Source organism: Pelagibacterium luteolum, assembly GCF_900100665.1.
Taxonomy (GTDB): domain Bacteria; phylum Pseudomonadota; class Alphaproteobacteria; order Rhizobiales; family Devosiaceae; genus Pelagibacterium; species Pelagibacterium luteolum.
In genome coordinates this window covers 27,731-47,731 of sequence record NZ_FNCS01000023.1, presented here as the reverse complement: position 1 = coordinate 47,731, position 20,001 = coordinate 27,731, and the positions used below count along the sequence as shown (strand labels likewise).

The 20,001-nt window shown below is 60.7% G+C and carries 19 protein-coding genes and 1 pseudogene; 7 read left to right on the top strand and 13 right to left on the bottom strand.

Features of this window, described 5'->3' with window-relative positions:
- Positions 1–47: 47 nt before the first annotated feature.
- The 3 genes from BLR31_RS19455 to BLR31_RS19445 all read right to left on the bottom strand — a co-directional run bounded on the left by BLR31_RS19455 (position 48) and on the right by BLR31_RS19445 (position 2,552).
- Positions 48–734: an RES family NAD+ phosphorylase gene (locus BLR31_RS19455; protein ID WP_090599501.1), complete on the bottom strand. Its 687-nt coding sequence runs from the start codon at positions 732–734 to the stop codon at positions 48–50.
- On the bottom strand, positions 731–1,336 hold the full coding sequence (locus BLR31_RS19450; protein WP_090599498.1) for a MerR family transcriptional regulator: 606 nt from the start codon (positions 1,334–1,336) through the stop codon (positions 731–733). The genes BLR31_RS19455 and BLR31_RS19450 overlap by 4 nt, the downstream gene beginning before the upstream one ends.
- Positions 1,337–1,442: 106 nt before the next feature.
- Positions 1,443–2,552 carry an RHE_PE00001 family protein gene (locus BLR31_RS19445; RefSeq protein ID WP_090599494.1) on the bottom strand — a complete coding sequence of 370 codons (1,110 nt, stop codon included), beginning with the start codon at positions 2,550–2,552 and terminating at the stop codon, positions 1,443–1,445.
- A 283-nt stretch (positions 2,553–2,835) separates the two neighbouring features.
- On the opposite strand from BLR31_RS19445, the gene BLR31_RS19440 reads away from it, so the two are divergent.
- Positions 2,836–3,759 carry a recombinase family protein gene (locus BLR31_RS19440; RefSeq protein WP_090599490.1) on the top strand — a complete coding sequence of 308 codons (924 nt, stop codon included), beginning with the start codon at positions 2,836–2,838 and terminating at the stop codon, positions 3,757–3,759.
- Between the two features lie 115 nt (positions 3,760–3,874).
- Entirely contained in the window at positions 3,875–4,081 is a 207-nt protein-coding gene (locus BLR31_RS19435) for a hypothetical protein (RefSeq protein ID WP_425287285.1), read from the top strand.
- Positions 4,082–4,118: 37 nt separating this feature from the next.
- On the opposite strand, the gene repC is transcribed toward BLR31_RS19435, so the two are convergent.
- From repC to BLR31_RS19410, 5 genes are all read right to left on the bottom strand, one after another.
- Positions 4,119–5,429 carry a plasmid replication protein RepC gene (gene repC / locus BLR31_RS19430; RefSeq protein WP_090599484.1) on the bottom strand — a complete coding sequence of 437 codons (1,311 nt, stop codon included), beginning with the start codon at positions 5,427–5,429 and terminating at the stop codon, positions 4,119–4,121.
- 165 nt (positions 5,430–5,594) lie between these two features.
- Positions 5,595–6,605: a plasmid partitioning protein RepB gene (repB, locus tag BLR31_RS19425; RefSeq protein WP_090599481.1), complete on the bottom strand. Its 1,011-nt coding sequence runs from the start codon at positions 6,603–6,605 to the stop codon at positions 5,595–5,597.
- 74 nt (positions 6,606–6,679) lie between these two features.
- Positions 6,680–7,867 (bottom strand): plasmid partitioning protein RepA, encoded by a 1,188-nt coding sequence (repA, locus tag BLR31_RS19420; protein WP_090599477.1) that lies wholly within the window; start codon positions 7,865–7,867, stop codon positions 6,680–6,682.
- A gap of 465 nt (positions 7,868–8,332) precedes the next feature.
- Positions 8,333–9,562 carry a Fic family protein gene (locus BLR31_RS19415; protein WP_090599474.1) on the bottom strand — a complete coding sequence of 410 codons (1,230 nt, stop codon included), beginning with the start codon at positions 9,560–9,562 and terminating at the stop codon, positions 8,333–8,335.
- A 259-nt stretch (positions 9,563–9,821) separates the two neighbouring features.
- Positions 9,822–10,472, bottom strand: coding sequence for an autoinducer binding domain-containing protein (locus BLR31_RS19410; protein WP_176762778.1), 651 nt, complete (start codon positions 10,470–10,472; stop codon positions 9,822–9,824).
- Positions 10,473–11,049: 577 nt separating this feature from the next.
- Between BLR31_RS19410 and BLR31_RS19405 the strand changes: the two are divergent.
- Positions 11,050–11,244, top strand: a pseudogene (locus BLR31_RS19405) (hypothetical protein); the annotation flags it as partial.
- A 247-nt stretch (positions 11,245–11,491) separates the two neighbouring features.
- Positions 11,492–11,692, top strand: a complete 201-nt coding sequence (locus BLR31_RS19400; RefSeq protein ID WP_090599467.1) for a hypothetical protein — start codon at positions 11,492–11,494, stop codon at positions 11,690–11,692.
- Positions 11,693–11,781: 89 nt separating this feature from the next.
- On the opposite strand, the gene BLR31_RS19395 is transcribed toward BLR31_RS19400, so the two are convergent.
- Entirely contained in the window at positions 11,782–12,099 is a 318-nt protein-coding gene (locus BLR31_RS19395; protein ID WP_090599463.1) for a DUF411 domain-containing protein, read from the bottom strand.
- A gap of 553 nt (positions 12,100–12,652) precedes the next feature.
- Entirely contained in the window at positions 12,653–13,504 is an 852-nt protein-coding gene (locus tag BLR31_RS19390) for a LysR substrate-binding domain-containing protein (protein WP_090599459.1), read from the bottom strand.
- Between the two features lie 126 nt (positions 13,505–13,630).
- On the opposite strand from BLR31_RS19390, the gene BLR31_RS19385 reads away from it, so the two are divergent.
- The 3 genes from BLR31_RS19385 to BLR31_RS19375 all read left to right on the top strand — a co-directional run bounded on the left by BLR31_RS19385 (position 13,631) and on the right by BLR31_RS19375 (position 18,098).
- Complete coding sequence (locus tag BLR31_RS19385) at positions 13,631–15,130, top strand: NADP-dependent isocitrate dehydrogenase (RefSeq protein WP_090599533.1); 1,500 nt, start codon at positions 13,631–13,633, stop codon at positions 15,128–15,130.
- Between the two features lie 128 nt (positions 15,131–15,258).
- Positions 15,259–16,500 carry a bifunctional folylpolyglutamate synthase/dihydrofolate synthase gene (locus BLR31_RS19380; RefSeq protein ID WP_090599529.1) on the top strand — a complete coding sequence of 414 codons (1,242 nt, stop codon included), beginning with the start codon at positions 15,259–15,261 and terminating at the stop codon, positions 16,498–16,500.
- Positions 16,501–16,814: 314 nt separating this feature from the next.
- Positions 16,815–18,098, top strand: coding sequence for a sensor domain-containing diguanylate cyclase (locus BLR31_RS19375; protein WP_090599456.1), 1,284 nt, complete (start codon positions 16,815–16,817; stop codon positions 18,096–18,098).
- Between the two features lie 141 nt (positions 18,099–18,239).
- On the opposite strand, the gene BLR31_RS19370 is transcribed toward BLR31_RS19375, so the two are convergent.
- From BLR31_RS19370 to BLR31_RS19360, 3 genes are read right to left on the bottom strand one after another with little or no spacing between them, the layout of a single operon-like run.
- The gene (locus BLR31_RS19370) at positions 18,240–18,551 is read right to left on the bottom strand and encodes a DUF190 domain-containing protein (RefSeq protein ID WP_210183956.1); all 312 of its coding nucleotides are present in this window, start codon (positions 18,549–18,551) and stop codon (positions 18,240–18,242) included.
- A 16-nt stretch (positions 18,552–18,567) separates the two neighbouring features.
- Entirely contained in the window at positions 18,568–19,563 is a 996-nt protein-coding gene (locus BLR31_RS19365) for a sodium-dependent bicarbonate transport family permease (protein WP_090599452.1), read from the bottom strand.
- 54 nt (positions 19,564–19,617) lie between these two features.
- Positions 19,618–19,998 (bottom strand): hypothetical protein, encoded by a 381-nt coding sequence (locus tag BLR31_RS19360; RefSeq protein ID WP_143009458.1) that lies wholly within the window; start codon positions 19,996–19,998, stop codon positions 19,618–19,620.
- Between the last annotated feature and the right edge of the window lie 3 nt (positions 19,999–20,001).

Genomic DNA, 20,001 nt, shown 5'->3' with positions numbered 1-20,001 from the left:
GGAGGGAAATTCATCGTGCATCTACTGATCCTCTCAAAAACAAGGGGTCAGTTCTTCGTTTCGTTTGGGGGGCAGTTTCTCATTTCGCCCGACAAGAGGGGTGGGGACACGGATTTGCCATAGCTGTCGAGCACTGCGGCCACGTCTCTAAGCATGCTCGACAACGCGTGGGTTCCCTCAGCTTTAAGGCGAAGATCGGCTCTTTCAAAGATCGCGAAACAGATCTCGGTGGAGTCATGGCGCGACTGGTAGGCTAATCCATCCGGACGGTCTGAGTGATCCCAGAGGGCGTCTGACCAAAGGCCGCAAGGCTCATAGGGTCCGGTCGAAATCGAGTTGTCCGTCCCGACCGTCTGCAGTCCCGATCCATACAGGCGCACAATCCGCATAGGTCTGTCAGAGACAAGCCCGAATACGGAGCGCCCAATGATATCGGTCATGGCCACCGTGAGACGTTGCGGACTGCGCACGAGGGTTTCGGCCAGGGCGCTGCGAAGGGTGAGACCGGCATAGAGGACTCCGAACCGTCCGCTGGCGCTGTCAAAGCGGTTCGTGGGCGGCACGTTGGAGCCGGGGCCGAAGAAGATCGGGGCGAGCGACGAACGGTGGACACGGTGCAACACTTGTCCGGCCTGAATCTCGTCGATCGGCAGCGATATGTCAGCGAGCCATTCGGGAGGAGGAGGCGCCAGACCGGAGGGACCGCGGGGTGCGGTCCGCTTCCTCGGCGTCATGCAAACCCGTCCTGCGCCTCACTGCGCAGGAGGCGCAGGACCGCGGCCCGATCGCCGGACTTCAGCGTCTCAAGGGCCGATCGTCCTCCAAGCGCCGAGTCGGGCGCGAGCAGGAAATCGAGCGCCACCCACGGCCCAGCCGAAGCGTACGCTCGAATGACATCCGAGATACCGGCGACGACGTCCGTCTCTTCGAATTGACAGGCGGGATAACGCCAGTCGCTCCCCTCGCGAACAGCAAGCAACGCTCCGGCTCGCCGGCGCTTGTCGACCGCCTGGCGCGAGATGCCGAGCAGCCGACCCGTATCCTCTGCCGACAAAGTGCCGCCGGCGCGCTCAAGCAGGAGCTTGCGGTGTTCGACGTTCCTCGCCAAGGCAGGGACCAGCGGGTCGAGCTCGATGACGGCTGGACCGACAACCTCGGACCGGCTGAGGAGCCATGCAAGCGAACCCGCATCGGTTGGCGCAGCCAAAGCGTCGGACAGTGTCTTCGGCGACGCGGTGGCCGCCATGCGCTCAAGCGCAGATGTTGCGCGCCGAAGAAAGGCCGCCTGCAGGGAATCAGAACGAGTGCTGCTCGGGTTTGGCGCGGTGCGAACCATGATAACCTCGCTGGTTGTCTTAGGGATTATATAGATACGCTAGCGCCGCCGTCAACCACTGCTCGCTGCAGATGCCATGGTTCAGTGAGTCCGTTGGCGCGCGTTTTCAGAGAATTCCCCATGCGCGATACCGTCCCCTGCCCGTCATCTCCCGCACGCCAAGCTCAGTAATGAGGTTAAGCGCGCCGCGCGGCGTTACATTCACCTCCTTGGCGATCATCGTCGCAGACACGATCGGCCGCGACAGGATCAGATCAATCACACCTGGCAGACTGCTCGACGAACGCCTGGACCGCAGCCGTCGCTGCATTTGCTCCCGCGCCTGGGCAAGCCGAGAGATCTCCTTCATGCCGGCGTCGCCGGCGGCCGACATGGCGTCGAGAGCCGCCAGTAGACGCGTCGTCTTGCTCCGCGACCGTCGGCGTTCGCGTGGGATCGTCTTCAGCCCGACATTGATGCAAAACAGATGTGAGGCCACCTTGCGCCGGGATCGGAGCCAGGCGCCGACCACCAAAGGGCCGAGCCAGTGCTTGTTCTGGAGTGGTTCCAGGGTTTCCCACGCCTCCCAAAGAACTGCGGCCGCGAGCGTCGGTGGCATGTCTTCGACCTCACGACCGACCGCCTGCCATTGCTCGATCCTGCCGCGCTCATCCCATTCAGCATCGCGGACGACCAGATCTCCCACGATGACACTTTGGGGCCTCTCGGTATGAACGGCAGGAGCCCCTTCCAGAATGCGCCGGGAACGTTCGAGAACCGCATCGATCGCGGCGAATTCCGCGGACAATGCCTCCTCTCCTCTTAGAGAGTCGTTCCCACCGCCATCATCAACCGGGCCTCGGTCAAACTCGGCTGCCCCATCGGGCGCGCCTCTCAGGCCCAAAAGCGCTAAAAGGCCCGAGCCGCTGACAGCACAGGCGGGATCGGCATCCGCGATCCGTCGGCGGGCGCGCAGTATCGCATGCGATATGGTAAGCTCATGCGTCGGCGCCCGCACGTCCATGTGGGCGTCATGAAGGACGAGATCCTCGACGTGCACAAGCTCGCCCGAAATCCACATGCTTGCGGCCGCATCGAAGAAATGCGCCCTTTCGACAAAGCCTTTCCCCACAGGACTACGCCGCACCGCCTCGTCGAGGCGAGCGACCTGATCCTCCGCTCTGCCGATCGCCGGCAGGAGGGCTTGGAGGGGCAAATCTCCGATCTCATACCGCATTGTAATAACTTCACTTTGTTCTCCATGCGGAAGCTATCATAGTCTTCACTTCCGTCACAGCGGTACTTTTGCCACGCGCGCGTACAATAAGATGCGTCAGCGGCTTCCGGATTGAACAGATGCTCCTCGATCGTGGCTCAGATTGACGAGAAACGCCGATTTGCGGAGGTTTCAAGCTCGGCCGAGTGTCAGGAAGGCCTTCAAGAGACGTTTACAAACGATCGGTTATCCGTATCTTCTACGTTTGTAATTTCGTCTCCGATACGGTTCTCAGGCGCTCCAAATGGCCAAAACACCGCACAATCACTCCTCCCGTCGACCACAGGGCCGGCAACTCGGCTATGCGCGCGTCTCGACAGACGAGCAGGCTACAGAAGCCCAGGAGATGGAGTTGCGGTCCGCCGGATGTGAGACAATCGTCCGGGAGCACGGCTCCGGGGCCTCACGAGCCCGCCCTGCCCTTGCCAAGATTGTCCGCGAGATCGACGCTGGCGACACGCTTGTCGTCGTTCGGCTCGACCGTCTGGCGCGCTCGGTAAGCCATCTGCTCGATGTCATCGAGGACCTGACGGCAAAAGGTGCGCATTTCCGGTCGCTCAGCGACCCGATCGACACCACGACGCCGCAAGGCATGTTTTCCCTGCAGGTTCTTGGCGCCGTGGCCCAGCTGGAGCGGGCTCTCAACTCCGAGCGGACCAAGGCGGGCATCAAAGCCGCCAGGGCAAAAGGCCGGATGCCGGGCAATCCAGGGATCCGCGAACGTCGGCCGGACGCGCTGGCCAAAATGACGGCCGCGCAAAAGGCAGCCTATGGAGCGCGTCTCCAGTCATCCGCGAACCAGTGGCTTCCCATTGTGCGGCGCATGCGACCGGACCACACATGGGACGATATCTCCCGCGTTCTCAGGCAACGTGGCCTCGATTGGACTCCTGAGCGTTTACGGCGCGCGGTGAAGTGGATTGTCAGCGAGGGAATGGCCGACAAGTCGCTTCTGAGGAAGTCGCCGCCTCGGCCAGCTGAGGATCGTCTGATGACCCTGGTGGCGGGCATCCATTCCTCCAATCCGGAGCTGACCTTGCGCGAAATAGCCAACCAGCTCGAGCGCCTTCATGAGCGTACGCCCCGTGGCGGTACGAAATGGGCACCATCGTCCGTCAAGAACCTCATCGACAGGGCAAAGCGCAGCGGCTTGCTTGAGGCGGCCTGAACACGCAACCGAGGACTGATTTTGTGGCCCGTAAGAAGTACAATTTGCGGGGCTCGATCGTAGCCAGAATATCCCAAACAGTCCGCAAACTCCGGAGCGCGCAGCAGTGGAAGCCATGACCGTCAACAGCCGAGACGATTTCGCGCAATGGGCCATCGAGCGAACCAAGTCGATCCTGACCGACCAGGGTTCGGATCTCGCTTCCGCGGCGCGTAGCGGAGACGATGCCCGGATGGGCGAAGCTGCAAACGCCCTCGGCCAGGCGATCATCGATGCACTACTCGAAACCTTTGACGGTTTGATCGACGACGACAGAGACTGACCGAGTTGCCACCCGCGAAATTCAGATCGAACCGTCATCACGATCTGGGCTTGTTCAGCGACCGCAGAAGGGCTTCCGAGACCTCAAGCCGCCCTTCCCCGCCGCCGCTTGGCGGTTCGTGGCCAGCCTTCCCTGCCGATTTGTCGGCGTCCAGCTTGGCGCGCAGCAGCGCCATGATCATTGGCCAGGTCGAGAATTTGCCGTCCCTTGCCCTGTCGGTCAGGCTGCGTAGATAGCCGCCAGCGCTGTTGATCTGGTCTGATCGCTGGTAGATCGCAGCGAGCGTGATCGCCGCATGCTGTTCGCCCATGACCTCGCAGGCGTCTCGCCACGCGCTGGGGCTGATCGCCAGCATCGGCCGCGCCAGTTCCGCCGCGGCCAGAAAGTCGCGCCAGTGACGGATTTCGCCGCCTTGGGCCAATTCTCGCAGGTTCGGGCAGGCATCCAGCACAATGCCCAAAGGCAATTCCCGCTTCGGCAAGCTCCGTACGTTGTCGGTTTCCGCGGCGCTGCCGCCCGCTTCCTCTTCTTTTCCAGAGCCCTCTTTAGATTCAAATATGGAGTCTGGGTTTGAATTCTGTATGTGGCGACCAGAATGGGACTCATTGGCGTCCGAATTCTGTGTTTTTACAAATGATTCCAGTACCTCGAGTATCTCCGTGTAGAGGCCGTGGAGATCGCAGCAGATATCCTCGATGAGTTGCCTCGGCGCTGAGCGCGGTAACCGGCCGACGATGGCCTGATAGGTCTGGTGGACCCTGCCCCAATTGCCTGGAACGTTCTCCTCAATGCCGGTCTCGATTAGCTTGACGATATCGCGGCGCAGGAGCGTGAGACGCTCCTTGGCGATCCGAAAGGCGTTCTTTTCGGCCCGGACGGTGTCCGCCAGCTCCTTGAATTCCTCAGCCCGGGCAACGATCGGGGACAGGTCGAACCCATAGGCCTGTTCGACCTGTCCCCCCCTGCCCTTGCGGGCGAAGCGCTTGCCGTTCGGACTATCTCTGCGGATAATCAGCCCGCAGTCGACCAGGACGGCCAGGTGGCGCCGCAGCGTCGTCGCCGGCATTCCGTTTGCACGGGCCATGAGCTGCTCGTTCGACGGCCAGACAATCAGTTCGCCGTCGCCTGTGAGCTCCGTTTCCGGATGAAACGAGAGCAGGGCGTTGAGAATGGCGAGTGCGCGGTCCGTAGCGCCGATCAGCTCGCGCGCTTCCCGGATCGTCTGGAACACTTTCCATTTCTGGACCTGCGCCCCTTCCGGGACTGCCTTCGCCACGGCCTGACTTGCCATCATGCCAAGCGACATCGTTCGCCGCCCAAAGGGCGTCGTTGGGGTATGCGTCTGCATTGTCCTTCACCTATCGCTAGGCAAAAGAAACCTGCTCGCCGAATCGACGCTCAAACCGACCTGAATGGTCTTGACTATGATTCGCGGAAGTGGGATTCTCTCAGTCGCCAAACTTAAAGAGAAGGTCTTCCGGAATTGCCGTTTCGGGGCCTTTTTCTTTTGCGCTCAATCTCCGTTCGTGGTTGCTCGTTTTTCCCGACGGAAAGCCTCATACAACTCGCTGAGATTTTCCGAGAGGTAGTCACCGAACGCTGCTGCGTCGGTCCCCTTCGCCTTGAGGGCGATGGTGAATTTCTTGCCACTGGCCACCATCTCCGCGGCGACACGCCCATCAGACGGCGCCCAGCTGCGTTTGGATGGCGCCTGCGCGGCACGGCGGCGCGGCTTGGATGCCTTCAGCTTCGCGACGATCGCATCGAACCGCGCTTCGCTTGGCATCCCATGAAAATCGGAACTCGATGCCAGAGCCAAGGCAGTGTCGACATTGCCCGGCTTGTCGAGGAGGAGCTTGAGCTCATACCAGCGATCACGACCGACAGCCTTCGCGCGGCCGATCGCTTCGAGCAGATCCTTGGGCATCGAGGCGACAGAGAGCATCTTTGAAAGCGTCGGCCGATCGACACCGATCGCGGCGAGGGCCGTGGCGTTGTCCTCGTCGAATTTCCGCTGAACGATGTCGGCGGCAAACAGTGCTTTCTCGATGAAGGACGTGTTCGCTCGCGCGTTGTTTTCCTGTCCCTGGGCGATCACATGATCGCGCTCGGAGATATCCTTGATGACAGCGCGAAGCTTGAGGCCAAGCTCTTTTGCGGCGCGCCAGCGGAGGCGACCGAAGACCAGCATGTAGCGGCCGGGCCGCTGCGGGTGAGGGCGAAGGAGTGCCGGGGAGTTCTGGCCGGAACTGCGGATCGACTCCAACACCTGAGCGTAGTCGGCCTCGTAATCTTCCTGATCGACGTTGAGCCGGTCGTTGGCGAAAGATTGGTCCACCAGGTCGGGGTCAACCTCGACTATCGTCTCACCCTCGAGCAGCTTGCCTGCCTGGGCCGCCATTTCGTCGATCGAGCTTATGAGCGAGCGTGATGCCCCCTTGAAGGTGTAGTCTCGTGCAACTGGGCGCTCAGCGGGAGCGTCGCGGTTGTCCATGATGCTGGCAAAGGGATTTTTCCGCGCCATTGACTAGCACCCCCTTATGCGACTTATGCGCTTGAAACCGTGGGTTTTTTTGGCGGTTTTGACGGCAGTCAACATCATAACCGCCCCCATGCCTGGTGGATCAGTCCCTGAATCTCGAAGTTCACGGCATCCATGCTGTCGATCGCCCGATCATAGGTATCGCGATTGAAGTTCGATCGCTCGACCTCATAGAGCGTCTGCTTGGTGAGGCCGGCGTCAGAAATCGCTGTGGATTTGAGCATCGGGTTCTTCAGGATTTCCTCGGCAAGCATCGACTGCATGAAGCCGACCATCTGCGCCTGGGGAATGTCCGTGGGCTCGTATCGGGTGATGAGATAGCGCAGCCAGTCCAGCTGGACCGTCGCGCCAGCACTCTTGATGGACTTCATGATATTGCCCAGCATCAGCAGAAACTGACTCATGGACATCAGGTCCAGCATCTGCGGGTGGACGGTGATCAGAACCGAGGTGGCGGCCGACAGTGCCGACAGCGTCAGATAGCCAAGCTGCGGAGGGCAATCGACGACCACGACGTCGTAGCGCTCACTGACCGAATCCAATGCCCGGGCGACCCTCGTGAAGAACCGCTTTCCTTCCTGAGACGGAGACTGCATGGCAAGCGGCGTCTCGTACTCATATTCCTGCAGCTCTAGGTTCGCCGGGATGATATCGAGCAAGGGGAAGTTCGTCTTGCGGATGACATCTTCGGCCGGGGCGGGGTTGTCGTACCGGATCGCGTCGTAGAGCGAGGGGTTCTTGTCGAGCTCCGGCTGGAAGCCATGGAGGGCTGAAAGCGAAGCCTGCGGATCGAGATCCACCGTCAGGACCCTGTGACCGGTGAGCGCCAGATGCTGCGCGAGGTGCGCCGTGGTGGTGGTCTTTCCCGATCCACCCTTGAAGTTGACGACCGCAATGACCTGCAGCTTCTCGCCAGGTTTGCGGTAGGGCACATACTTCTTGGAATCCGATCGCCCGTGCTTATCGAGATAGTCCCGAAGCTCGGTCATCTGCTCGGCCGCGTAAAAGCGCCGCCCGCCGGCACCGACGAAAGGCTCAGGACCTTTCTTTTCAAGATGGAGGCGCTTCAGATTGTTCGGACTGATCCCAAGATAGTGGGCGACTTCGGCCATCGAGAACCGCCGAAGGGTCTTCTGCCCCTCGGTCGGAAACTTCTCGACGCGCAATTGGTCGAGCTTGCGCGAGATCTCGGCACCCTGGGCAAGGATCTTGTCGTCAAACTCAAAACTTGGGAGAAATGCCATCTCCGCTTTGTCCCCCGAACGAGAAAATAGCGCCATATTCGACCTTTCGGCCAATCTGGCGCCAGTATGAGCGATTCCCGTTCTCTGGCAAGCGATTTTGGGTTAACGAAACCTTACCGACATGCCCAGGTCCACTCCAATAAGATCACTCAGCGGAGCATCACAGTCTGGATCCGCGGCGTCGGCAATTACGCTTTCCATTGCGTTTTCAATCGCTTACTTACTCCGCGGTTGGCCATTCCGAGAGAACATTCAATGCCACGTGCCGCTGGCTTGATCCATGCAGAACCCTGAGAAGTTTCACAGTCGTGCATTGCGTCAAACTGGGTGAGTCGGCGCGACTGCCGCTCCATTGCGGCGACTCACTTTCACCCGAGAACATCTGACTCTTAGCCGGCTATACGGCGTCCACATTTGGCGGGGCTGCCGGAGCAGTTCTGGCAAGTGGTCGCCCTGAAATTCCACTCACTTGAAAGACGGTGAAGGCGGTTCCGGGACATTGACTTCGGCGTCGGTGAAGAGATTCGGAAACAGCCGTTCCCTGAAATCGAGGGGGAAGGCAATGCGCACCGGTGCCTTCGGAGTGTCCGATTTCAGAAACCCGCGCTCGACGAGATCCGACAGCGTGTTCCGGGCCGTGCGCTCGGATGTTTTCAGCACGAAATTGGCCTCGCCACGGGGCAACCTGCCGTGCCGCAATACGGCCGCCACCAGATCAGGTGCTCGTCTGTCGTCGACGACATCTTTTATTAGGGCGCGGTAGCGAGCATCGAGCCGTCCGAGGTCGAACATTGCAGTCGAGAACCGTACTTGGTCCAGCGCGACCGTAAGAAACCATTCGACGAAATCCTTGAGTGCCGATTCCGAAAGATTTCCTCGTCCATCACGATCGCCTTGTCTGGGACTGTCGGCGTGATCCATCATGCGCTTGTATTCGCCACGATCTTTCAGGCCACGAGCGAGGCCACGAGATATCGACCACAGGCCATTACCGCCAATACCAGCCTTGAGCGCCATGGCGTGAGACATCAGGCGACTGACGCGGCCGTTACCGTCTGGAAACGGGTGGATGTAGTTGAGGCGTTGATGAGCTGACGCAATCGCGATGATCCGCAGGCTCGCCTGCTTTTCGGCCATGGCAAACCGCTTCTGGAAATACTCCATAAAAGCCACCACCCTGTCAGAGGACGGTGGCTGATGACGGCCGACAGCGACATCATGTTCGGTGGACATCCTGAACACGCCGGGAACAATCTCAGCCTTGGCGCCATCAGGTTTGTCGATGAACCGGAACTCTTCGGGCATCTCGTCATAGAAGGCGCGATGAACCCACCGAATGAAATCGATCGAAGTCGGGCTCGGCAGCTCGCCGCGCAACCCGAGGCCGTCAATCATCCTCTGAACTTCAACATGGGCCTTCGCCTCCAGGGCGAGGGGACGACGTTGGGGATCTATCTCGGCGCCAGCCAGTGCGCTCTCGATATCTCGAGGTCGGGTGTTGTGGCCTTCGATCAAATTCGAATAGTACGAATTCATGACTCGTACGAGATCGGCCAATTCGTCAGCGGACTCAGGATGCAAGCCTCGGCCGAGTTCATCGGCGGCCTTCTGCAGCTCGATTGCAAGATCGGCCAGAACGGTCGGCACCGCGTCGTCAAAAAACAGCGGCTCGATCCGGGCAGGGGTTTCAAGCATTCTTTGCCGATCTCTATCGTGCCTCAATGGATTGCAATGTAAGGCATTAGAGACAACAAGTCAGCACAATTGCCGATATTAGTTGCCGATCTCCCTTGCCGATATCGGCAGCCGATCAAGACGCGAACCCGAACACGCCTCAAACGGCCCGCCGGGTAGGGTAGGGGCAGTAGGCGCCATCGCGGACAAGTCTCTTGCCGTCGCCAACCACAACTTACACGAGGTAGAGGCGGAACGGCCTTCTCGCGGTCGAACAAGATCAGATCAACTGTTGACGCACCGCAAGCGCCACGGCGTGAGTGACATTGGTGGCATCCAGCTTCCGCCGAGCATTTTGCAGGTGATACTCGACCGTCCGGACCTTGGTTCCGACGATTTGCGCGATTTCGGACATGCGTTTGCCTTTAGCCATCCAGCTCAGGCAGAGCCTCTCTCTAGGGCTTAGCTTGACGGCGACAGCAGGCATTGGCTCAAGCATCCAGCGCCGCGCATAGACATCCACGTGCGATGCAATCGAAGCGGCAAGGAAGGGGCATTCCACCAGGCAATTGTCACACCGGTTCGAGGACGCGAGAGTGAACAATACTGTCCTGCCGAATCCGGCCGACACCGGCACAGATATCCCCGATGCGATGCCATGATCCCCGGCTTCTCCAAGGAAGCGCACCTGGTCCGGCGACAATGCTCGTGCAAGGTCGCGTTCGGACCACGCAAAGCAGCGCTCAGAGCGGCGGGCTTCCTGCACGACGGGATCGATCGTCGCGTATTTCTTGTTGATATAGTGGCCTTGCCATGCGCGCGGGTACGTCGAAAACGTGTCGATCTCCGGTCCACAGACCGAGAGATAGGCGAACCAGTCAAATCCCAGTTGGCCGGCGAATTCCTTCACCGCGGCTTTGACCGGCGCCATCCCCTGGGCCGTTTCTAGTGCATCTCGCAACTGGTCGAAGGCTCTGCTCGGCAAGTGTCCCTCTCCGGGTGTTTCGTCCTCAATTCGGGTAGTCGCAATTTCGAGTTGCATGGCAATTCAGCCATAAGTGCGGCAACGGCGCCTCGGCGCTCCCCCTGTCTATCACGGCAACGACTTTGCGACCCCTGTGACTTTTCACAGCTGGTGGTGCGCCGCCGTACGGGATTCAAGAGACCCCAATTCAATGGGTTAAGGATTGGGGTCATGCGCGTCGTCGCCATTTGCCGCACGAGGGCAACCAGTAGTGAGCAACGTCTGCTCGAGCGCATGCACGAACTGCGCGCAAGGGTGTTCAAGGACAGCGCCAGCGCGTTGTAGGCGATAGAGAGGTTGCTGGCGTCCTGCAGTCGACCGTACTGCTCCAGCTGGTAGAGCATATTCTTCAATGCTCTCGTGGCCTCCCTGACGTAGCCGCTCCAAAGGAGATGACGCATCGACGACCTGCATTCCGCATGGCCGACAAGCGCGACCAGCATGGAGCCGCCGCCGAAGGCCGCCAGAGCCAGCGCGGTGTCCGCAGGGATGGTTGCCTGGCCGAGACGTCACTGTTTTCAGCGATGGAGACGTGGGGCTGCAAGGCATTGTGCTCAGCGCAACGCGGCAATCCGTAACCCACATTCTTGACTGGTTCCACCTATCGATGTGGCTTCGGCACATCGAACAGGCATGGGAAGGCCTCAGGCACGTCGGCGATCTGAACATCTACCGTCAGCGCCTACCTGATCGTGACGAGCTTGACCTCGGCCCCTTCGCCGGGCGCGAGCGAGAAGGATACCTCGTCCGAGCGCGTCTCCTGCGCCACCGTGACGCTTAAGACCAGCGGCGCCTACTCCGACATCAAGCGGATGATGTAGGTCGCCATGTCACATCCCGCTTGCCCTTCAGGTCTCAGCGGGTTCGTAACGTCAGGATCCTTCATCGTCGTTCCGCCCAACGGGACGCCTTAGTAGGATCTCGACGTGATACAGAGCCTGGAATGCTTCGCCCGCAAGCGCCTGCCGATGTACGACATAGAGGTCGCCTGGGTTATCCAGCCCCGCATCGAGTCCTTCACTGTTGTTGAGCTGGACGGCGGAAACGAGCCCACGGCCGCCAAGAGAATGATCCTTCGAACTCTTGAGGAATTCGACCCCGATGCGCCGGCTGCAAAGCCCGACTGATCGCAGGTCCGCAGATCAGTAAAGGAACGGCGGCGAGACATTTCTCTCGCCGCCTTCCTTGCAGATACAGCGCTGCCGTTCCTGCAATGTCAGCGATAGCTCGCGTAGACCTCGGTGGAACCATCCCGCCTGACCAGAAGGACGTCGCAGGGGTCTGCGTTGGCCATGTCGCCCATGCCCGGCGAGCCGTATGGCATGTCGGACACCGTCAGCCCGATCGCGTCCGGCCGCTCTTCGAGCAGGCGCTGGACCTCGCGGGCGGGAACATGCCCCTCGATCACGTAGCCTTCGATCTTTCCCGTATGGCACGAGGTCTGCCCGGGCTTCAGCCCGGTTGCCGCCTTCGCGGCCTTGAGGTCGGCCAGCGGCAGGTCGGTCTCGGTCACGGTGAAGCCCGCATCGCGCATGTGCTTGCCCCAGGAAAGGCCGCAGCCGCAACAAGGCCGACTTCAGCACCTCAATGGACCCTGCCGCCCAGGATGCCTGGCTGGATCAGCGCCACCGCCGTGAAGGCCAGAGCACGAGCGAAACTGTTGAACATCTAGCTGCGCCTCTATCGGTCGCGACGAACTACTGGACGCTCAGGCCGCACTCAGTGGTGAAGAGAAAACTTCTCAATCAATGAGGAGGCCCGTTACCAACGGCATCTGTCAAGGTTCGAGGCGGGCTCTTATTGCTGCGGCGCGGGTTCCGGTGTGCCGCCGAACCAGCCGGTGGCATAACCAGTCACGATCAACACCACGGCAATGGCGATTAAAGCATACCAGAGGTTCCTGCCCGAGAAATTCATCGTTGCCTCCTTCCCACCCGTCACAAGTCTTAGGAGATACCGGTCTACGCTTCAGCGCAGTGGATTACCCCAAAATTACAATAGCCCAAGCGCGGACTTTTGAGAAGTTGGTCAACGAATCCGTGACATCGAGTCACGGATGCGACGCGGGATCGAAAGGAAAGCGCGGGTCAATGCTCAAGCTCTCGAACGATCGTGTCCCGTAGCCGGGCAGCAGCGGGGCTCAGATCAGGCGCCTCGATCAGCGCCATTTCCGTGTCCTTCAGGTCGGGAAGCCCTAGAGCTTCATCATTGAGAATGGCGAGATCAGTTGGAACCATCTCCTTCGGCAATACGGTGATGCCGAGGCCCGCGCGAACGGCCGCGTGGGTGCCGGCCAGGGAGCCGCACGTATAGGCGACACGCCAAAGGCGCCCCATCGTGTCGAGCGAATCGGTCGCCCGTTTCCGGTAGACGCACGGCCGCGGCGAGACAATGAGCGGAAGTGGGCCCTCTGCCTCTGCGATCTGTCGGTCGGCGGCGACCCAGACCAGCGGTTCCCGCCACACGCGGATGCCGCCCATCGCGCCTGAGGGCTCCCGTTTGACCAGCGCGATGTCGAGACCGCCAGCCCGGAAGCGCTCGAATACCTCGAGCGTCAGCTCGCAGGTCACTTCCAGGGCAACCCAAGGATGGGCGCGCGCGAACTTGGCCAGCACGCTCGGCAGGTGGCTGGTCGCGAAGTCCTCTGGCGCCCCGAGGCGAACGACACCCGAAAGCTCGCGCTCGGTAAAGCGCCCGACCAGCTCGTCGTTTAGGCGCAAAAGGCGCCGGGCGTGGTCGAGCAAAAGCTCGCCTTCGCTTGTCAGCGACAGATGTCGGGGAGTCCGGTCGAGCAGCTTCACCCCGAGGCTGTCCTCCAAGCGCTTCATTTGCAGCGAGATGGCCGATTGGCCGCGCCGCAGCCGCTCGGCGGCCCGCGAGAACCCTCCGCATTCCACAACGGTCACGAAAGCGCGCAAGAGGTCGGGATGGATGTTCATGCATGTTACCAGGGATCTGGATGAAGATTGAGCATCGCAATCGTAGAGACGAGAACAATCAATTTCAACAATTCATCCTTGGTCCCTATCCTGCCGGCGTTCAGAGATGCGCCAGGAGGATCGATGATGAGCACTCGGCTGAAGTCGGAAGGCCTAACCGACTTGGAGAACCCTTCCGGGAAGCGTGGCGCCGTCCCGGTCACAGTCGCCTTCGGTGACGGTATCGGGCCGGAGATCATGAAAGCCAGTCTCAAGGTCCTGGTTCAGGCCGGGGCGGACATCGCCATCGAACCGATCGATATCGGAGAGCGCCTCTATCTTTCAGGCAACACCTCCGGGATCGGACCGGAAGCCTGGGATAGCCTGCGGCGCACCAGGGTCTTCTACAAGGCGCCGATCACGACGCCGCAGGGCGGCGGCTACAAGAGCCTCAATGTGACGGTGCGCAAGACGCTCGGCCTATTCGCCAACGTCCGGCCCTGCGTCGCCTATCCGCCCTTTATCGCGACCAAGCATCCCGGCATGGACGTGGTCATCATTCGCGAGAATGAGGAGGATCTGTACGCGGGCATCGAGCACCGGCAGACCGATGAAGTCTACCAGTGCCTGAAGCTGATCTCGCGGCCGGGGTGCGAGAAGATCGTCCGCTACGCCTTCGAATACGCGCGCGCGCACGGCCGCCGGAAGGTCACCTGCTTCACGAAGGACAACATCATGAAGCTGACCGACGGCCTGTTCCACAGGGTCTTTGACGAAATCGCCGCTGACTATCCCGACATCGAGAGCGAGCACTGGATCGTCGACATCGGCGCAGCGAAGCTGGCCGATACACCGCAGGCCTTCGACGTGATCGTGATGCCCAATCTCTATGGCGATGTTTTGAGCGATGTAGCCGCCCAGATCGCAGGCTCCGTCGGCCTCGCGCCGTCGGCCAATATCGGCCAACAATGCGCCATGTTTGAAGCGATCCACGGCAGCGCACCACGGCGAGCCGGCCAGGATGTGGCCAACCCGTCTGGCCTTCTCTTAGCCGGTGTCATGATGCTGGCGCATATCGGCCAGCCCGAGGTCGCCAGGCGCGTGCACAATGCCTGGCTCAAGACGATCGAGGACGGCATTCATACCTATGATGTTTTCAAGGAAGGCTTATCCAAGCAGAAGGTCGGCACAGCAGCCTTTGCCGAGGCCGTGATCGAGCGGCTTGACCAGACGCCGAAGACGTTGCGCAGTGTCGCGCACGGCGCTGCGTCAAAGCCTTTCGCCGTGCCGCAGGCCCGGCCAACGAAGCCGGCCAAGAAGGAATTGGTCGGGATCGACGTCTTCGTCCATGCAACCAAGCCCGTGGAGGAACTCGCCCGCGACATGCAGGCGGCGGCCAACGAATTGTTCGCGCTCACCATGATCACCAATCGTGGCGTCAAGGTCTGGCCGGATGGTCTGCCCGAGACCTTCTGCACCGACCACTGGCGCTGTCGGTATCTCGCGCGGCCGGGCAAGCAATTCAACAAAGCGATGATCGTGGAGCTGCTCAAGAATCTCACCTATACGGGCGTCGACTTCATCAAGACCGAGCATCTTTACAATTTTGATGGGGAGCCAGGTTTCTCACTTGGTCAAGGTCAATGAAGAATTCGCGCTGGGCTCAGGACCTGTTAATTGGCGGGCGAATGTGATTCAGAGTGGTTGCAGTTGATGTCGTCCTTGCGCGCTTGCTCGCGCTCCATGCCAAGCGGATCGATCTCTCGCTCGACCGCATGTGGCGCTTTCTTGCCCGGCTTGGCCATCCTGAGCGCCGCCTGCCGCCGGTGATTCATGTTGCCGGCACCAACGGCAAGGGTTCGACCGTTGCTTTTCTGCGTGCGATCCTGGAAGCGGCCGGGTTCGGCGTTCACGTCTACACCTCGCCCCACCTCGTGCGCTTCAACGAGCGCATCCGTCTTGCGCGACCGGGCGGCGGCGTGCTGGTGGGCGACGACGAATTGTCGGATGCACTCGCGACGTGCGAACGGCTGAACGCCGGCGATCCGATCACGTTCTTTGAAATCACCACGGCTGCGGCTCTTCTGCTGTTTGCGCGCCATCCCGCGGATGTGCTCCTGCTCGAGGTTGGCCTCGGCGGACGGCTCGACGCAACGAATGTGGTGGACCGCCCGCTTGCGACAGTCATCACTTCCATTTCGCATGACCATCAGGAGTTCCTTGGCGATACGATTGAACTGATCGCGACCGAGAAGGCAGGTATCCTCAAGCCTACTGTGCCGGCAATTATCGCGCCGCAGTCGCCGGCGGCGCTCGCGGTGATCCAGCGGCAGGCGGCGCGTCTCTGCGCGCCGCTGCGGATCGGTGGCAAGCACTGGAGAGCGACGCCTGATCGCGACCGCATGGTCTTTCGGGACGGCAACGGAATCATGGAACTGCCTGCGCCGCGTCTGGTTGGCCGTCATCAGCTCGATAACGCGGGCACAGCGATAGCAACATTGCGTTGCCTTCCTGCGCTGCAGATTCCGAACGCAGCCTTCGGGCAGGGGATCACGAGCGTCGAATGGCCCGCGCGCATGCAGCGTCTCGTCCGCGGTCGGATTGCTGTAATGGCGCCTCACGGCGCCGAACTATGGCTGGACGGCGGCCACAATCCGGACGGCGGCCGCGCGGTGGCGGGAGCGCTGGCCGATCTTGATAGGCGCGATGCGCGGCCGCTCATACTCGTCGTCGGCATGCTCGCGAACAAGGACTGCCAAGGCTTTCTCATGAACTTCGCCGGCCTCGCCAGCGCCGTTATCGCCGTTCCAGTTCAGCAAGACACCGCTTTGCCGCGCGAGGAGATCGCGCAAACGGCCCGTCGCGTCGGCATTCCGGCAGAGACCCACGACAGCATCGCTGAAGCGCTTGCCTCCATCCCCGCGCTTGGCCTCGATCCAGCTCCGCGAATCCTCATCACCGGCTCACTCTATTTAGCCGGAGAGGTGCTTGCCGCGAACGGCCTGCCATCGATTTGAGTGATCAGATAAGGCGCTTTTGCAAGGGACGCCTTAACCCAGCTTGGTTATGAACTCCCCGAGACCGCGAATTTCTCGGCAGACTTTCCAGCGGGAATGCCCATACAACATAATGCTCGATATGGATACGGAAATCGGTCGAAAGGGTCTTCGGCGTCGCACCTCCTGCAGAAATTGAGTCACAACTTCGACCTCTGGCAGCAGGCCACTCAACCGATACTGAAAGAAATACGAAAGATCTTAAAGGACTATCAACCCGACTTTACTACTTTACTACCTGATGGTTCTTGAGAATTGAGGTCGGATTTATCGTTATGAACGCTCCAGAGTTTCACGCCCCCGGCACTTTATCGCACCGCAAGATTCGCGGCGCGGCGCTTATCATTGCCGCCGCGGCTACGCTCATGCTGGCGTTCCAAGTCGTAGGACAGTGGACTCACGATAGCCCGTTCGCAGGGGTGATCTTTTGGGCAGAAGTCGCGGCTGAGATAACGGTCGTTGTCACAATCGCGATGGCCGCCCCGCTGGCACTTCGAGAGATGAGGGGACGCCGCCAACTGGCGACAACTGCGATCGAGGCGCGCAGGCAGGTCGAGATGCTCCTCAAGATGACCGACATGCTACAAAGCGCGATGTGCTATGCTGATGCGAATGCAGTGCTTCGGGCGACGGCAGGTCAACTGCTCCCCGGCTTCGGCGGAGCGCTTTACGTCTTCAACAACTCAGGTGACCGGCTCGACCTGTCGATAGCCTGGGATTGGCCAGAAGACAGCCAACCAGCCGACACCGTTTCCCCTTCGCATTGCTGGGCGCTAAAGCGGGGCAAGCCGCATGTGAACCAAGCCGGTCCCGGAGCGTTGCGCTGCGAGCATCACGATCAGAGCGTTGTAGTCTTTGAAATCCCGATGATGGCCCGGGCAGAGATCTATGGGCTGTTCAACGTGCAGGCGAGCGGCCCGGACGCGGAGGCACGCCTTTCTGGGGTCGCTCCGCTTGCGGGGGCCATCGCTGATGCAATGTCACTGGCGCTTTCCAACATCGCCCTTCGAGAAAAGCTTCGCACGCAAGCGCTGCGCGATCCGCTGACCGGCCTTTATAATCGCCGCTATATGGAGGATGTGCTCGAGCGCTATGCCAATCTGGCCAAGCGCAATGACAGCCCGCTCACCGCGATCATGATCGATCTCGACCATTTCAAGCGCCTCAACGACGAACATGGCCATGCGCTTGGCGACTCAGTCCTAAGCGGGGTCGCGGCGGCGATCGTCGGCGCTATCCGACCCTGCGATATCGCATGTCGATATGGCGGCGAGGAGTTGGTCGTGCTGCTGCCCGACTGTGCGTTGATCGAAGGGGTTGCGAAAGCTGAGATGATTCGCGCCCGGATTGAGAGCCTCTCAGAAAACTACGGTACGCGCATAACCGCATCTTTTGGAGTCGCGACGATTTCGGAGACTTCGGCAAAGGCAGGGGATCTCCTCGCCGATGCCGATGCCGCTCTCTATCGGGCCAAGCAGGAAGGTCGAAACCGTGTCGGCACCGCCCCGCCTCGCTCCAGCGGCGTCGTCGGCCTGAATCTGGCCGCTGCAGCGGAATAGCCGGTCCGTGCCCCTGGTCCGGCGGTAGGTAGAATGGTGCCATTCCAACATCGGGACAGTTGCCCCGAAAGCCGAGTGCATGCGATGCCGGTTGTGAAAGCCTTTGACGAAGCCGAACGCTTCGCGCCTGAGCATCAGGCTCTAGAAATGCTCGTCACGAATAACCTCGACGTCGGAAACCACCACGATCCCGGCGTAGTTTTCGAGAAGTGGCTGGGATTGTTCCACGATGCGGCGCACGATCTCCTCCGCGGCAACCACGATGATCATGACGTTGCGAAACACATCGGAGAGGTGAGCCTCGTCACGTATGCCGCGATTGCCTTTGCCAGAGACATTGGGCACGATGGTGTAGCCCTTGGCGCCTACCGCCTCGATCATCTCAATGATGGCGCGGGCGCGCGCCGCTTCCACGATGATCTCGATCCTCTTCTTCCGGTAGAGTTGCGTCACGGGACAGTCCTTTCGATCACAGTGCGACGAGCCATTGCGCGCCAGCGTAATAGAGCGGGATGCCGACAATCAAATTGAACGGAAAGGTGACGGCCAAAGACAAGGGAATGTAGATCGCCGGATTGGCCTGCGGCAGCGACAGGCGCATTGCCGCCGGAACCACGATATAGGAGGCGCTTGCGGCGAGTACGGCGACGAGCGTCATGCCGCCCAAAGACAGGCCGATGGCATGGGCTGCGAGCAGCCCGATCATGGCTCCGATCAGGGGCATGTAGAGGCCGAACGCCACCACCGGCCAGCCCACCGCTCTGAAGTCGTGCAGGCGGCGGCCGACAAGCAAGCCCATGTCGAGAAGGAAGACGGCAAGCACGGCCTTGAACGGATCGACAATTGCCGGCGCCATTACCGCCATGCCCTTGTCGCCTGTGATCCAGCCAATCGCGAAACTGCCGCCGAGCAGCACGACGCCGCCGCTCAGGAACACCTCGCGGGCGACCTCTCTCGAAAGGAAAGGCGCGCGCGACGCGGTCGGTCCGGCAGCGTTAGAGCGACGGGCAAGGAGAAGGCCGGTTACGATCGCCGGCGTCTCCATGAGGGCGAGCATCGCCACCACGTAACCTTCATACGGTATGGCTCGGTATCCGAGAAAGCCGGTCGCCGCAACGAAGGTTACGATGCTGACGGAACCGTAGTGCGCCGCTACGGCGGCTGCGTTTGGAATATCGAGCCGTGTGGCCGCGCGGAGTAAGGCATAGGCAAGGAGAGGCAGGCAAAAACTGAGCGCGAGCGCCAGGACCAAGGCGACTGCGACTGCGCCGGCAACGCCGTTCGAGGCGAGCTCGACGCCGCCCTTGAATCCGATCGCCAGCATCAGATAGAGCGACAAACCCTTGCTGATTGCCTCGGGGATGGCGAGATCGGATTTGAGCCAGCCGGCTGTGACGCCCAAGGCAAAGAACAGGACCATCGGTGACAGTAGGTTGCCGATGGCAAGCTGGAGCAGCGTATCCACAAGGAATTGTCCTGCTGTTATGAAAGCTAGGGTTGAGCGAGGAGATCGAAGTGATTAGTTGCGTCGGCGGCCTCCAATGACGTTCGTCAACGCTCCGGTAGAACTGTCCCACGACATGGGTTCACCGATCAGGCCCTGGAACACCTTTCGCAACTGCTCGGTCTGAAGCAGAATAGAATTGCTGTCGTCATCCGCATCGAAGACGGGATGAAACTGGCCTGCGCTTGGGTGTTGGCGTGATGGCTGCTGCTTGATCAGGGCTGATACCAGTGTTTCGCGGAGAGTGATGGGGTCAGACGATGCTCCTCCATGGTCGGCATCGAGCCAGCACAGACACCATATTCCACTCACGCCGACGCTTTCGCGAATCTGGAAGTGGCACAGGCGAGACGCCAAGCCGAAGCCGCATATTTCAGGCGGCGCGTCCACCATCACGGG